Source organism: Proteus columbae (assembly GCF_002777965.1).
GTDB lineage: Bacteria > Pseudomonadota > Gammaproteobacteria > Enterobacterales > Enterobacteriaceae > Proteus > Proteus columbae.
On record NZ_NGVR01000017.1, the window covers coordinates 141348 to 155635 of the forward strand.

16 protein-coding genes are annotated in these 14288 nt (G+C 38.6%); 10 read left to right on the plus strand and 6 right to left on the minus strand.

The genetic code is table 11. From position 1 onward, the window contains the following. The first annotated feature begins 302 nt into the window (after positions 1 to 302). Positions 303 to 977 (plus strand): HAD family hydrolase, encoded by a 675-nt coding sequence (locus CBE70_RS07315; RefSeq protein ID WP_100158818.1) that lies wholly within the window; start codon positions 303 to 305, stop codon positions 975 to 977. Between the two features lie 76 nt (positions 978 to 1053). On the opposite strand, the gene CBE70_RS07320 is transcribed toward CBE70_RS07315, so the two are convergent. The 6 genes from CBE70_RS07320 to CBE70_RS07345 all read right to left on the minus strand — a co-directional run bounded on the left by CBE70_RS07320 (position 1054) and on the right by CBE70_RS07345 (position 5648). Then, positions 1054 to 1629, minus strand: a complete 576-nt coding sequence (locus tag CBE70_RS07320) for a TerD family protein (RefSeq protein ID WP_100158819.1) — start codon at positions 1627 to 1629, stop codon at positions 1054 to 1056. 79 nt (positions 1630 to 1708) lie between these two features. Then, a complete protein-coding gene (locus CBE70_RS07325; protein WP_100158820.1) occupies positions 1709 to 2287 on the minus strand; it encodes a TerD family protein in 579 nt (192 codons plus the stop codon). 53 nt (positions 2288 to 2340) lie between these two features. Further along, the gene (locus CBE70_RS07330; RefSeq protein ID WP_100158821.1) at positions 2341 to 3381 is read right to left on the minus strand and encodes a TerC/Alx family metal homeostasis membrane protein; all 1041 of its coding nucleotides are present in this window, start codon (positions 3379 to 3381) and stop codon (positions 2341 to 2343) included. A 34-nt stretch (positions 3382 to 3415) separates the two neighbouring features. Continuing rightward, entirely contained in the window at positions 3416 to 3871 is a 456-nt protein-coding gene (locus CBE70_RS07335; RefSeq protein ID WP_023582792.1) for a tellurite resistance TerB family protein, read from the minus strand. 25 nt (positions 3872 to 3896) lie between these two features. Beyond that, a complete protein-coding gene (locus CBE70_RS07340) occupies positions 3897 to 5063 on the minus strand; it encodes a TerD family protein (RefSeq protein ID WP_100158822.1) in 1167 nt (388 codons plus the stop codon). After that, positions 5064 to 5648: a TerD family protein gene (locus CBE70_RS07345; RefSeq protein WP_072064329.1), complete on the minus strand. Its 585-nt coding sequence runs from the start codon at positions 5646 to 5648 to the stop codon at positions 5064 to 5066. A gap of 324 nt (positions 5649 to 5972) precedes the next feature. On the opposite strand from CBE70_RS07345, the gene CBE70_RS07350 reads away from it, so the two are divergent. From CBE70_RS07350 to CBE70_RS07390, 9 genes are all read left to right on the plus strand, one after another. After that, positions 5973 to 7040: an ATP-grasp domain-containing protein gene (locus tag CBE70_RS07350; protein ID WP_100158823.1), complete on the plus strand. Its 1068-nt coding sequence runs from the start codon at positions 5973 to 5975 to the stop codon at positions 7038 to 7040. Between the two features lie 2 nt (positions 7041 to 7042). Continuing rightward, positions 7043 to 8191 (plus strand): phosphoribosyltransferase domain-containing protein, encoded by a 1149-nt coding sequence (locus CBE70_RS07355; RefSeq protein WP_100158824.1) that lies wholly within the window; start codon positions 7043 to 7045, stop codon positions 8189 to 8191. Beyond that, entirely contained in the window at positions 8184 to 8954 is a 771-nt protein-coding gene (locus tag CBE70_RS07360; protein WP_100158825.1) for an HAD family hydrolase, read from the plus strand. Before CBE70_RS07355 ends, CBE70_RS07360 begins: the two co-directional genes overlap by 8 nt. Before the next feature lie 2 nt (positions 8955 to 8956). Continuing rightward, entirely contained in the window at positions 8957 to 10033 is a 1077-nt protein-coding gene (locus CBE70_RS07365; protein ID WP_100158826.1) for a cysteine protease StiP family protein, read from the plus strand. Next, positions 10033 to 10977 carry an HpcH/HpaI aldolase/citrate lyase family protein gene (locus CBE70_RS07370; RefSeq protein WP_100158827.1) on the plus strand — a complete coding sequence of 315 codons (945 nt, stop codon included), beginning with the start codon at positions 10033 to 10035 and terminating at the stop codon, positions 10975 to 10977. The genes CBE70_RS07365 and CBE70_RS07370 overlap by 1 nt, the downstream gene beginning before the upstream one ends. 283 nt (positions 10978 to 11260) lie before the next feature. Continuing rightward, positions 11261 to 11752 carry a hypothetical protein gene (locus CBE70_RS07375; RefSeq protein ID WP_023582799.1) on the plus strand — a complete coding sequence of 164 codons (492 nt, stop codon included), beginning with the start codon at positions 11261 to 11263 and terminating at the stop codon, positions 11750 to 11752. A gap of 521 nt (positions 11753 to 12273) precedes the next feature. Further along, on the plus strand, positions 12274 to 12912 hold the full coding sequence (locus tag CBE70_RS07380; RefSeq protein WP_100158828.1) for a vWA domain-containing protein: 639 nt from the start codon (positions 12274 to 12276) through the stop codon (positions 12910 to 12912). A 17-nt stretch (positions 12913 to 12929) separates the two neighbouring features. Next, a complete protein-coding gene (locus tag CBE70_RS07385) occupies positions 12930 to 13571 on the plus strand; it encodes a TerD family protein (protein WP_100158829.1) in 642 nt (213 codons plus the stop codon). After that, a complete protein-coding gene (locus CBE70_RS07390; protein ID WP_075672662.1) occupies positions 13571 to 14209 on the plus strand; it encodes a vWA domain-containing protein in 639 nt (212 codons plus the stop codon). The genes CBE70_RS07385 and CBE70_RS07390 overlap by 1 nt, the downstream gene beginning before the upstream one ends. Positions 14210 to 14288 lie beyond the last annotated feature (79 nt).

The window sequence follows — 14288 nt, forward strand, 5'->3', positions numbered from 1 at the left end:
ATTCTATAAACAACCACTAATCATATTTTAAATAAATCACGCTTTATTCTTATTTTATAAAATAATGCAACCAATAATGTTAATAATAAATACGCTATTTTTTATCAATCACGCATTACTTTATTGGGTAGCCAATATCTGCTGATGCTTTTCATCGATTACTCCTACACTCTCTTATTCATAAAAGTATAAATAGTTTTATTTTCAATAAGTAACAGACATACTATCTCATTTTTAGAACGATGATATAATAGGTAAAATATATTTTTTAAACTCTGATGATTTACGGAGCCTTACCCTGTATGCAACCCCAATTTGAAAACGCGAAAAATACCGTAAAAACGTTATCAGTGTTTGATTTTGATGGCACGCTAACCTATCACGACAGTTTTATTCCTTTTCTAAAATTTGCCTTTGGTAAACGTAAATTCTCACGCCGTTTAATTAAAATGGTATTACCGACATTACGTTGTTTTAGACGCAAACTCACCCGTGATGAACTAAAAGAAGTGCTGATCAAAACTTTTCTAACCAATATTGAAGAACAATGGTTAAAAGAAAAAGCAGAACAATTTTGCCAGCTTTACTGGACTAAATTAATGCGCCCTACGGGCTTATTCGCTGTTGCAGAAGAAGTAAATAGCAATGCTGAAGTAACGATTTGCTCTGCATCACCTGCGATGGTGTTAGAGCCTTTTGCAAAACGCTTAGGCATTAAACTAATAGGAACAACACTTGAAGTTGTTGATGGGAAGCTGACAGGTAAAATTATTGGCAATAATTGCCGTTGTGGTGAAAAAATCAAACGATTAGAAGCGGTATACGGCGACTTAACACAATACCATTTAAGGGCGTGGGGCGATTCTCGCGGTGACCATGAATTATTGTTAGCAGCACAAGATCCTCACTGGCGACATTTTCATACTGGTAAAAACCGAACAAAAAAATCGCCCATAAAAATAGAAACAAAAAAATAATCTCCCCACATAATAGAACATAAAAAAACCCTCGATTAACGAGGGTTTTCATTGTGCATTGTGCATTGTGCAGAGATTAGATATTTACGCCGTGTTGTGCGGCTAACGCACCTAAACCACCCGCAAAACCTTGACCAACTGCTTTGAATTTCCACTCTGCACCATGGCGATATAACTCACCAAAAATCATTGCAGTTTCTGTTGATGCATCTTCAGAAAGATCAAAGCGTGCAATTTCAGTACCATTGTCGTTATTATAAACGCGCATAAAACTGTTGCTGACCATACCAAAGTTTTGTTTACGGTTTTCTGCATCGTAAATAGTGACTGCGAATACCAGTTTTTTCACTTCAGCAGGGACTTTTGATAAAGTGATTTTAACTTGCTCATCATCACCATCGCCTTCCCCAGTACGGTTATCTCCTTGGTGTTCAACGCTTCCACATTGACTCACTTTGTTATTAAAGAAGATAAAACTTGCGTCTGAAAGTACTTTTCCATCTTCACCTACCATGAATACTGACGCATCTAAGTCAAACTCTGCGCCATCTGTCACGCGGGCATCCCATCCTAGACCAACCATAGCAACCGACATTGTTGGTGCTTCTTTAGTCAGAGAAACATTACCACCTTTAACGAGGGAAACTGCCATATCAAAGCTCCTACTTTATTGAATAAACTGGCAATCACATCTTATGACTGCCAGCGGTTAGTATCTTACAAATCGACTATCAAGAGGCATTAATACCGTATTGAGCACAAACTGAACCTAAGCCACCCGCATAACCTTGACCAACAGCACGGAATTTCCACTCCGAGTTATGGCGATATAGCTCACCAAATAACATTGCTGTTTCTGTTGATGCATCTTCCGTTAAGTCATAACGAGCAACTTCAATTTGATTGTCATCATTAACTAAACGAATAAATGCCCCTGATACTTGGCCAAAGCTTTGGCGACGAGCTTGCGCATCATGAATAGTGACAACGAAGATAACCTTATCGACATCATTTGGGATCATGTCTAATTTGATTTTCAGTGCTTCATCATCACCATCGCCTTCACCAGTACGGTTATCACCAGTGTGAACAACAGAGCCATCAGCAGATCTTAAATTGTTATAAAAAATGAAATCGGCATCGCTACGCACTTTTCCATTTGCAGCTAACAGAAATACAGATGCATCTAAGTCAAAATCTTGACCATCTGTAGAACGGGCATCCCAACCAAGTCCGACAAGGACGTTTTTCATCGTTGGGGCTGCTTTGCTCAGAGAGACATTACCACCTTTAGAAAGAGAAACGCTCATTTTATAACCTCTTTAGTTTTGTTTTTAATATTCTGATTTTTCAAGAATATTTGTTAATTTGTCTTACCTTCATCATCTTTTTTCTCTGGGAATACAAAGCTTGCAATAATACCCAGAGCAAGAACACCTAGCACAACAAATAAGCTAGTTGTCGCGGAGATGCTGTATCCATGTTGCCAGATATGATCTGTTGCATTTAAACCCAGTTTTGCAGCAATAAAGAACAGCAACACAATAACCGCTTTTTCAAGGTAAACCAGATATTGTTTTAACGCTTCTAACACGAAGTAGAGCGTACGTAAGCCTAAGATTGCGAACATCATTGCACTATAAACAATGAGTGGCTCACGGCTTACTGCGATAATAGCGGGAACCGAGTCGAAAGCAAACATCACATCGGAAAGCTCTACAACAGCCACACACAACATAAGTGGTGTCGCATATAACGCTGCTTTTGTACCACGACCAATAGTAATTTCTTTGTTTTCTGGTTTTGCTAATTCAGCATCAACTTCTTTTTGTGTTAGTACGAAAGCATGCCCTGTGATTTTTGGCCATATAGGGAAAAATCGTTTAACTAAGCGATAAGCAAGATGTTGTGAATAGTCTTCAATCTCTTCACTGTCATCACCGCTTTTCAGCATCATAACTGCCGTCCAAGCAACGATTAAGGCAAATACTACCTCAACATATGGTCCTAAACTTAACAGTCCTGTACCGATGGCAACAAAGATCCCACGGAAAACGATAGCACCGATAATACCCCAATAAAGAACGCGGTGGCGGAAGCGGTCAGGTACGGCAAACCAAGAGAAAATTGCCATCATGACAAACAAGTTATCAACGGAAAGCACTTTCTCTAACGCATAACCTGTTACGAATAAACTCGCAACTTCTGCACCATGGTGTACATAAAGGAACCCTGCGAATGCCATTGCGATGGCAACCCAGAATATAGACCAAAATATGGCATTCTTTAACGTTATCGGCTTATCTGAGCGATGCATAAATAAGTCGATAAAAATAGCGCCAATCGCAAGTACAACAAAGACAATGACAGTTTCTGTCGGAAAACCAATATGTGTGGATACCATAATAATTCCTAAACGGTTCCCTATATTAAATTAATTACAAACCAAATTCTGCGGGCTCAAAGCCTAATGCAATGGCAATAGCACGCACAGCTTCTTTTTCATCATTGTCAAAATCACCATCACTTTTCGCAACAGCAATACCGACACGAATAGCTAATTGCGCAGCTTCTGGCTGATCTTTCATTGCCAGAATATACTTCATGGTTTCGCCTTTACCGACTTCAGTATCGAACTCGAAACTCAAGATTAGCTTATTAAAGAATTCGATAACTTCAGTAGTATCAAATACTTTAAGTTCATCCGATGCTTTTAAAAAACCAAGCATCTTCTGTTTTTCTTCAGAACTCACACCGTCACTGGCAATGGCGATACGCGCACAAACCGCAACAGTACCTTGCATAAATTTTTTGTTTTTAAAGCGACCAACTTGCTTGGCTAACTCAGAACGGCCTGTATTAAAACCTTCTTTTAATTTGTTAAAAAAACTCATGTTACTTTTCCTTATATCAACTTGATCACTTAGAACCCGCTGTCCAGCGAAATCCCCACCCGTAGGCATTATCCATATCACGGTGGCCTTTAAAAAACTCATTGAGACGTTCAACTTTTATTGATCCGTTCTCATTCACTAGTCGGGCAATTGCACACATACCACGACCATTATTACCATCAGTTAAGCGTGTTTCGATAGGTGGTTGATCAGGTACATGAATGGTAACCACGCCATCAGTCTTGCTCCAATTCGGTACACCTTCATAAATAAACGCGAAAATCAGCACTTGCTTAATATTTTTCCATTCACGTCCATTCACAAAGATCCATTCACCACCAGCAACATCTCCAGTGCGGTCATCGCCTTGTAATTCAACATAAGGAATACGATTAAAATCACCAAATCCGTTTCCTAATGCTTGAATAACGGACTTATGTCCTTGCTGAAGTTCAACAAAAGCACCGATATCTAAATCGATACCTTTATTGCCACCGAACAACCCACCTAATAACCCAGAACCCCCACTTTTGTTTTCACGATGCCAATCAAGGTTGATCCGAATTTTACCAAAGTCATCTTTCTTCGTTAGGCTGATTGCCGGTTTCTCTTTGGTTAAAGAGACCTTACTTAAGTTCACCGAACTTGGCGCTGGTGCTGGTGCTGGCGCTGGTGCTGGTGCTGGTGCTGGTGCAGAGTCTGCAATATCAACACCAAAATGTTCAGCGAGTGGCTTTAAACCACCGTTAAATCCTTGAGCAATAAAACGGAACTTCCAACTACCATTACGACGATACAATTCACCTAAAATTAATGCTGCTTCAGGACGACCGTTAATATCAACATTACCGTTCGCCACAACTTCATTATTAGCATCAACTTGAATTGATAATCGTTGTAAATTTGCGATAGTTTGTTGACCTTCACAGGTTGCTGTAAACGCAATTTTTTCAACATCTGGACGTAAACGTGTTAGATCCACAGTGAAAGATGTGCTGTTTCCTGCTGTCGCATAAATAACGGTGCGATCATCATTAGCTGTCTGTCCATAAAACACCATATCGGTGTCGCCATTCACTTTACCTGACGCATAAAGTCTAAAAGCAGACACATCAACAGGTGCTCCTGATTGAATTCTAATGATTAATGTTTGATTAGGAACAGGTACGTTCCCGCCTGGAGTCATATTCATTTATCGCACCACCGTAGCCACAATATCAGGCATCATGTCGTTAATGACACGGCCTTTACAAGGCGCGCCAAACGCAGTGAAATCCCATTGACCATGATTACGTTGTAAAGAAGCAATCACGATACCTGTATGAGAGCCTTGCTCTGTTAAGGTATAACGCACCAGCTCTTTATTAGTTGTTTTATCAACAACTCGGCAGAATGCGTTTTCAACTTCATTAAATGTTTGTCCACGGAAACTGTTTACTGTGAATACCAAATATTCAACATTTGTCGGTAAACGGTCTAAATCAACAAAAATTGTTTCATCATCGCCATCACCGTCACCCGTTAAGTTATCACCAGAGTGAATAACTGACTGACAACTTGATTTTAATTTTCTAAACCAAATGGTATCGATTTGATTACCACTTGCGTCAAGCAATACGCAACTTGCATCTAAATCAATAGAACCACCACCACCAAAAAGACCGCCTAATAATCCTTTTTTCTTAATCGGATCCCAGCCCAAACCAAACATTAAATGGCTCAGTGTAGGTGCTTGTTTACTGAGAGAAACTGTTTGATTCTTGCTTAATGAAACCATAATTAAATTCCTTCAGAGGTAGAGTGAAACAATAACGCCATTTGTGATTAATTCCATATCATGAAAATCATCATATCATGATGAAGTTCATGAGCAAGACTATTTTTCTCACTTAAACTTAAAGTTTTGTCAATTCATTGATATAAATGATATTTTTATTGTAATAAAATGTTAAAAACACAGAAAAATCATAATAATAACCTACACAACCACCTGATTTAAAAATTAACTCAAATAAATCATATTATGATTGACACAGTTCTTCGAAATCTTCATGATTATAGCCATTGAACCCTACACTTTTATTTCACGGTATACAGAGTAATGAAGAACACAATTTGGTTTATGGAAGGTTTATCATCACAACGCGATATAATTCAAAGTGTTAAAGACTTTGCAAAACAGCAGCACCAAGAGATCTTTGTGCTCGCATCTCATCGTCATCCTAGAAATGAGATTTTATCGCTTGCTGATGGGGCTTTTTATGAACCTCTTGAAGAGACATTACGCTTACAATTTATCGCTGATGTTGTAAAACAGCATCAAGTCAGTGTCATTCACACTGGTCGTAATAGTGCATGGTTTGAATTACACCGAAAAGAAATTGAGTCATTTGGGGTAAAATTAACCACAGGAGCCACACAACTTGAACAGCTTCAATTAGCTGATAATAAAGTTGCATTTGCACAAGCTATGGAACAATGTGGGCTTCCAGCAGTACCTTCTATTTACATTGAATCTATCGATGAATTAGAAGCGCATATAAAAGAGCCTCCTTTTGGCGAAATACCTCTATGTATTAAACCTGTAAAAGGGATTTATGGCATGGGTTTTTGGCGCTTTGATAATCAAGTTTCACCAATGGCACTGTTTAATCACCCAGAAAATCGCCAAGTCAATCCTCAACAATATCTTGATGCATTAAAGGCGGTTGATCGTTTTGAACCTTTAGTCTTAATGCCTTATTTACCCGGCCCTGAATACTCTGTTGATATGGTGGTTGAACAAGGTGATGTTATTGCAGCAGTAGCTCGGCGCAAAGAGGGCGCAATACAACATCTAGAAATCTCAGGCGAGGCTTATGAATTAGGTAAAGCGTGCGCAACGGCGATGAAAGCCGATGGGCTTGTGAATGTACAAACTCGAAATAACCATCAAGGTCGCCCACTTTTACTAGAAATTAATATGCGCCCTTCTGGTGGTATTGGTTACACCCAACATTGTGGAATTAACCTTGCAGGTATTTTTGCTTTACGCCAATTAGGATTAATGAGTATTGAAGAAGCTCAAGCTCAAAATAACCATTTTACACCAACAAAAATACGCTCAATCACCGATTCTATTGTTTTCAATTCAACGTTAACAAACTTAATCAGTACGGATAATAATTAATAATGAAAAATAGTATGAGTGACTCATCCGTTTATCGTCGCCCTCTTTCTTGTGGCACATTAAGTGTGACGCCAAATTGCTCTATTGAGTTACTTGATGAATTATTTGATATTGCAGAAAGACGCAATCCTAAGCGTGCATTTTTATTTGTCAGTAAAGTATTAGGACGTCATATCCCTGTTTCACCGAAAAAAATGCGTGAAACCTACCAAAAACTTGCCAGTCAATTTCCAGACACACTAGAAGAACCCGTTCTATTTATTGGTATGGCAGAAACCGCGGTGGGGTTAGGTGCTGGCATTTTTGATGAAGTGAGAAATCGCTATCAACACGCCGTTTATTTAACATCAACGCGCCATCCTGTTGATAAAGGTGAGCTGCTATGTGAGTTTAAAGAAAATCACAGCCACGCGACTGATCACTTACTCTATTTGCCTAAAACAGCAGAGCAACGCCAGTGGGTACAACAAGCAAAAACCGTTGTATTAATTGATGATGAAGCGACTACGGGTAATACCTTTATTAACCTGCTATCAGCACTGCGTGAAGATGGTGGATTAATCCATATTGAGCAGGTTATAGCGGTAACCTTAACTGATTGGAGTGGTGATTCTATCGCTGAGCGCTCCCCATTACCGATTAAAACCCTCTCTTTAGTTCAAGGAAAGTGGCAATGGGATGCTGATCCAAATGCGCCTTTACCTGTTATGCCTAATGTTAATATCACTGCATCAGGACAAGTTGCTATCACAGGTAAACAGAGCTGGGGTCGATTGGGAATGACAACGCCTGCAAACGATCTGGGTTTATCCATCAGTGCTTCTTTAGATGAAAAAATCCTTGTTTTAGGATCGGGAGAATTTGTTTGGGAGCCGTTCTTATTAGCTGAACGTCTTGAAAAACAAGGTGCTATCGTAAAATATAGCTCGACAACACGTTCACCTATTTCAAGCAATTTTGCTATTCAATCAGCAATCACATTTACTGATAATTATGGTTTAGGTATTCCTAACTTCGTCTATAACGTGGCACATCAACAATTTGATCGTATTTTGCTTTGTTGTGAAACACCAGCCGAAAGTATTGATAGCCAACTGATTGAAGCCCTCAATAAAGTTGCACCTATTGTTGAGGTAATTAGTTATGACTAAGCCCGTTATTTTAACTGATCTCGATGATACCCTATTTCAAACACGTCGTAAGATGGTGGATGAATTAGCACTAGAACCCTATAAGACTGGCGCGCTAGATAGAAGCTTAGAACCTCGTAGCTTTATGACTCAAGAGCAAACCATGCTTGTAGATTGGATGTTAGAGCACGCAGATTTAATTCCTGTTACTGCGCGCGGAACAGAAGAGATTAGCCGAGTCACCATTCCTTTTCATTCTTGGGCGATTACCACACATGGTGCGGTGATATTAACGCCTGAAGGCAATGCTGATACACAATGGCAAAACCACATCACTCAAAGCTTAGCGCCATACACACAACGTTTGTTGACTCTACAACAATCAATTACGCAATTAATGGCGGAACGAAATATTGATGGTTGGGCGCGTATTAATTATGAATACGGTGATTTGCCTATTTATTTAGTCATGAAGCATAACGATAGCACCCGATTAGACGAGCTATACGCTATCGGTGATGAAATAGAAAAAACATTTTCAACCAATGGTTTTTATATTCATCGCAACAGCAACAATATTGCTTGGTTACCAGAGCCTATCGAAAAAGGCAAAGCAGCTACCTATTTGCTCAATAAATTAAAAGCTGAGCGTGGTGTTTTTCCTGTGATTGGACTCGGTGACAGCCTAAGTGATCATCGCTTTATGAAGTTATGCAGTTGGTATGGGCTTCCTCGTCAAAGCCAATTTGCGGATGCGATTAACACAAAAATTTTTGGAGAATAAACATGATGGATCATAAGCCGTTTTCTGGCTCTTATGTATCAGGAGATGTCGATTTTCTACTTCAACCGGTTAATATCGAAATGACGCCCGTTGAGTTAAAAGAAGAGCTGATACAGTCGGGTAAACGCCACTATTCTGACATGCTAAGTCAAGAGCCAGAGCCAACAACATGGCATCTAGATCTCTTTGAAAAAGCGCTAGAAACAGGTTCTACACGCTTAGCAACTGAAGTCATAATGTTGGCTAAATCACTGATTGAACGCTTTGGTGATACCCCAATTATTCTGACAAGCCTTGTTCGTGCAGGTGTTCCTTTAGGCGTCATGTTACAACAAACATTGCGTAAAATGGGAAAAACCTCTTACCACTATGGCATTAGTATTATCCGAGATAGAGGTATTGATAGTGAAGCACTTTCATGGATAGAACAACATCATGGTACAGAAGGTATTGTGTTTGTAGATGGATGGACAGGAAAAGGCGCTATTACAGGTGAACTTATTCGTTCGTTATCAGGACGAAAAGGCTATCCAGCCCAGCCTCGTCTTGTCGTCCTCGCTGATCCTTGTGGCTGTGCATGGCTAAGTGCCAGCGATGAAGATTGGCTTATCCCATTTGGGATCATGGGCGCGCCTGTTTCAGGCTTAATTTCACGTTCAATTTGGACTGAAAAAGGCTTTCACGGTTTTGTGGATTGCCAACATTTACAACAGTATGAATGCAGTCGTTATCTTGTTGATACTGTCGGAAAAGTCATTGATACATTAATCAATAACGATATTCCACTAGCCACATTTAAAGAACAACAATCAGACTTAAAAAAGCTGAGCGAAAACGTCGTTAGTTCACTTGCAAAAAAATATGATATTTCAAATATCAATCGTATAAAACCCGGTATTGCTGAAGCCACACGCGCTGTTTTACGCCGTGTACCTGATCATGTTCTTGTGAGAGAAATAACCGATCCTGATGTCGCGTTACTGGTTTATCTTGCACAGGAAAAAAATATTGCTGTTATTGAAGCAGGGCAAGCGCTTGGTCAATATCGTGCAGTGACTATCATTAAAAAGGTGAAATAATGATTGAACGATTATCCCCATGGAATTTAGGGGCAACGCTTTATATGCCCGCAACACGAACAGATATCGCGACGACAATTATCAACCAGAAAATTGAAGGGTTACGCTCTTTAATTATCTGTTTAGAAGATGCCGTGAGTGATGCAGATATTCCTGTTGCATTAGAAAACTTGGCAACCTTATTAAATACCTTAGCAGAGCACAAAAAAAACAGCGATTGTAGCCATTGGCCACTGCTGTTTATTCGCCCTCGCCACACTGAAATGGGTCAATGGATCACTGAAAACCTTAATATCAGTGCTATCGATGGCCTTGTTTTACCTAAGTTTACGCAAGTTTCTCTACCAGTTTGGTGGAATATTATTGAAAATACGCATTTATGTATGATGCCAACACTTGAAACAGAAGAAGTGTTTGATGTTATTCAAATGACAGAGCTTGCAAACCACCTACTGACTCATCCTTGCCATAACAGAATTATTGCATTACGTATTGGTGGCAATGATTTAATGAATGTCATTTCTCTTAGACGTAATCGCCAATTAACACTTTATGATGGCCCAATGGGTTACGTGATAAAAATGCTAGTTGCTGTCTTTGGTGCTCGCCAATTTGCCCTCACAGCACCTGTTTGTGAGCATATTGATGATCACCATATTATGGATAAAGAGCTGGCGCTTGATATTGCTAATGGCCTTGTAGGTAAAACAGCTATTCATCCAAAGCAAATTCATAAAATTGAACAAGCTCTCATGGTATCTCAATCCGATCATTCAGATGCATTACGTATTTTAAATTCAACACAAGCCGTCTTTAAATCACAAGGTGCAATGTGTGAACCAGCAACACATCGTCGCTGGGCATTGAGTATTTTAACCAGAGCTAAAATTTATGGCATTATTCCTAACCAACAAAATAATGCTCAACGTTTTAATGCAACATAAAATACTCTATAACTAGCGATGAACTCGATAAGATAAAATAATTATCTTATCTTGATTTGAATTTATAAGTTTCTAGTTAAAACATGTTATCTTTAACTAGAACTTATAAAAACAAGACTCACTTTTTTTATTTGAAAAAGTAAATTTTTTATTTCAATTATTAATTTATACTACATTTAATAGGAAGCTTATTTTATTTATCCTTGTCAACACAGAACAAGAATAATAGAAATTATTGCTGAATATTTTAACACACGAATGACAAAATAAGTGGTAACTAAGCATGCAATTAAGCACTCGTCAGGTCAGAGTCTTTACACTGGCAACCCTTTTAAGCTCAGGAAAAAAGGTTCCAACCATTAAGATTATTTCTGCTCTTGAATGCTCAGAGCCTACATTAACTCGCGTATTAAAAGAGATAAGAGATTCTTATGGTGCTGAAATAAAATACAGCAAAGCCTCTCGCGCATATCAAATGACTGAACGAGGTCAACTCGATAGTAAGGCATTACGCCGTATGCGGGAGGCATTATCCGCCAGTGAAGATCTACGCCACAATGGAATGACAAGCCGAGTTTATCTCGATAAAGATAAGAAGAAATCTGTTTCACTTTCATTAAAAATGTCGGCATTACGCAAAATTGATAGATTATCTTATTTAAATAATTCCACACGTAGTGAAGCTGTTGAATTATTAGTTGATCACTATATTGAAAATTTAATTCAATCAACACTCGCAGAAATAGCTGAGAAAGAAAAAGAAAAAAAGAATTAAAATTAATTAATTTAAAATAGCTTGATACTTCGGTATCAAGTTATTTTTTCAAAATAAGAAAAATAAGAAAATATATAAGAACACTTATCTAATAAAATTATTTTATATATTTAGCCCCCTCTTACTTTATTTAAAATCATTTTAAAAACAAAAAACACCAACTCATTAATGCTTTGAATTTATTGATTTTTATAATTTTTATTTTTTTAGTCAAAAAGAGTATTTATACCTAATCATTATTAATCATTCATTTAGCATCACTCTTATTAAGATGGTTCAATAAAACATATTTTCTTTAATAAAAGAAAATCATACCATCACTCAATTAAAGAGTGATAAACAGGCTAATTCCTCTTTTATTTTACTTTTCACGCTATCTTCATTCAGATTAATAATATTGGACAATCATCACTGCGTTTTATCTCTAATTTAATTAAACTAAGCATAATCTCAATTGAACACCTTCATGAGTCGGTTAGTATATTAATCGCTTATTTCTCTCTCACTCACAGGATAAATGCATGAGAAGATTGCCAGTTTACCTTTTGCTTGATACATCGACTTCCATGTATGGAGAGCCTATTGCAGCAGTAAAAAATGGCGTTGAAATGCTCTTATCAACACTACGCCAAGATCCTTATGCATTAGAAACCGCTTATATTTCTATCATTACCTTTGACTCAACCGCACAACAGGTTGTGCCACTCACGGATTTAATCAATTTTAAAGTGCCTGATTTAGTCGCAAGTGGAACAACAGCATTAGGTGCCGCGCTCACTTTAGTTTCTAGTCGTATTGAAAAAGAAGTACAAAAAACCACGGCTGAAACAAAAGGCGATTGGCGCCCATTAGTTTTTGTGATGACAGATGGCGCCCCCACAGACGATTGGAAAAAAGGCGTTGAGAAATTTAAAGCGGCACGCACTGGCGTTGTTATTGCGTGTGCAGCAGGACAATCAGCACAAACTGATGTACTAAAAAATATCACTGAAATTGTATTACAGCTAGATACTGCGGACTCCAATACCATTAAGTCATTCTTTAAGTGGGTTTCAGCCAGTATTTCTGTCGGTAGTCAAAAAGTCGATTTAACTAAGAAAGAGATTAGTGAGCTTGATGACTTACCACCGCCACCTCCTGAGGTTAACGTTGTACTTTAAATAAAAAAGGAATGAATATGTCTGTTAGTTTAAAAAAAGGACAAGGTGTTAGTTTAAAGAAAAATGAATATGACCTTTCCTCTGTCACTATCGGTTTAGGCTGGGATATCAACGAAGAAAAACGCGGATTCCTTGGCGGGCTTTTTGGTAAAAAAAGCGAAGAATACGATTTAGATGTTATCGCCTTCTTATGTGGCGAAAACGGTAAAGTAAACGATTTAGGTAAAATTGAAGGTGGGCAACCCTCTCTCGTCAATGGCGATATTATTTTCTTTAATAGCCTACAACACAAATCAGGACAGATTTGGTTAACGGGTGATAACCGAACAGGCGCAGGTGATGGCGACGATGAACAGATCATCGTGAAATTAAACACACTGGATCCTAAATTTACCAAAATTGTCTTTATTGTTCAGATTTACAATGGTAGAGAATTACAACAACACTTTGGTAAAGTACAAAACGCCTTTATCCGCGCGGTTGATGCGAAAAATGTAGAAATGGCTCGTTTTGATTTATCTGGAGGCGAAGCCTTCAACAACCAACGTTCAATGTTGTTTGCTGAATTAGTCAGAGAAGAGAATGGCTGGAAACTTAACGCCATTGGTGAGCCTTCAAGTTCAGATAGCTTTATTTCTTACTTAAAGGATTTTGCCTAATGAGAAGACTTCCCGTTTACCTGCTGATTGATACTTCGGGATCAATGAGAGGTGAATCTATTCATGCGGTTAACGTGGGGATACAAACAATGCTTAATGCATTGAGACAAGATCCTTACGCTTTAGAAAGCGTGCATATCTCTATCATTACCTATGATAACGAGGCTCGTGAATTTATCCCATTAACTGCATTAGAAGATTTCCAATTCTCAGATATCACCGTACCTAGCTCTGGTGGTACTTTCACAGGTGCTGCGCTGGAATGTTTAATCAAATGTGTTGATCGTGATATTAAACGTTCCGATGGTGACCAAAAAGGTGACTGGCGTCCTCTCGTCTTTTTAATGACGGATGGCACACCTTCTGATGCTTACGCCTATGGTGAAGCGATTAAAGAAGTGAAGAAGCGTTCATTTGGTTCGATCATCGCTTGCGCTGTTGGCCCTAAAGCCAAACACGATCACCTTAAAGAGCTTACATCTCAAGTGGTAGCTTTAGAAACACTAGACTCCAATGCCTTCTCTGGCTTTTTTAAATGGGTTTCTGCCAGTGTCGCATCCGGTAGTTCAAGTGCAGGAGTGAATACGGATAAAGACACCCTACCGCCACCCCCTCCTGAAATCCAACTGGTATTGTGATCGACAAAAGCAAAGCGCTCCAAAAGGCTTTGCTTTTATTTTATTCAGGCTTTGGTTTATCCATCACAATACATAATAG

Coding starts and splice junctions, on each gene's coding strand:
- CBE70_RS07315 (WP_100158818.1), top strand. CDS start 303: ATGCAACCCCAATTTGAAAACGCGAAAAATACCGTAAAAACGTTATCA.
- CBE70_RS07320 (WP_100158819.1), bottom strand. CDS start 1,629: ATGGCAGTTTCCCTCGTTAAAGGTGGTAATGTTTCTCTGACTAAAGAA.
- CBE70_RS07325 (WP_100158820.1), bottom strand. CDS start 2,287: ATGAGCGTTTCTCTTTCTAAAGGTGGTAATGTCTCTCTGAGCAAAGCA.
- CBE70_RS07330 (WP_100158821.1), bottom strand. CDS start 3,381: ATGGTATCCACACATATTGGTTTTCCGACAGAAACTGTCATTGTCTTT.
- CBE70_RS07335 (WP_023582792.1), bottom strand. CDS start 3,871: ATGAGTTTTTTTAACAAATTAAAAGAAGGTTTTAATACAGGCCGTTCT.
- CBE70_RS07340 (WP_100158822.1), bottom strand. CDS start 5,063: ATGAATATGACTCCAGGCGGGAACGTACCTGTTCCTAATCAAACATTA.
- CBE70_RS07345 (WP_072064329.1), bottom strand. CDS start 5,648: ATGGTTTCATTAAGCAAGAATCAAACAGTTTCTCTCAGTAAACAAGCA.
- CBE70_RS07350 (WP_100158823.1), top strand. CDS start 5,973: ATGAAGAACACAATTTGGTTTATGGAAGGTTTATCATCACAACGCGAT.
- CBE70_RS07355 (WP_100158824.1), top strand. CDS start 7,043: ATGAAAAATAGTATGAGTGACTCATCCGTTTATCGTCGCCCTCTTTCT.
- CBE70_RS07360 (WP_100158825.1), top strand. CDS start 8,184: ATGACTAAGCCCGTTATTTTAACTGATCTCGATGATACCCTATTTCAA.
- CBE70_RS07365 (WP_100158826.1), top strand. CDS start 8,957: ATGATGGATCATAAGCCGTTTTCTGGCTCTTATGTATCAGGAGATGTC.
- CBE70_RS07370 (WP_100158827.1), top strand. CDS start 10,033: ATGATTGAACGATTATCCCCATGGAATTTAGGGGCAACGCTTTATATG.
- CBE70_RS07375 (WP_023582799.1), top strand. CDS start 11,261: ATGCAATTAAGCACTCGTCAGGTCAGAGTCTTTACACTGGCAACCCTT.
- CBE70_RS07380 (WP_100158828.1), top strand. CDS start 12,274: ATGAGAAGATTGCCAGTTTACCTTTTGCTTGATACATCGACTTCCATG.
- CBE70_RS07385 (WP_100158829.1), top strand. CDS start 12,930: ATGTCTGTTAGTTTAAAAAAAGGACAAGGTGTTAGTTTAAAGAAAAAT.
- CBE70_RS07390 (WP_075672662.1), top strand. CDS start 13,571: ATGAGAAGACTTCCCGTTTACCTGCTGATTGATACTTCGGGATCAATG.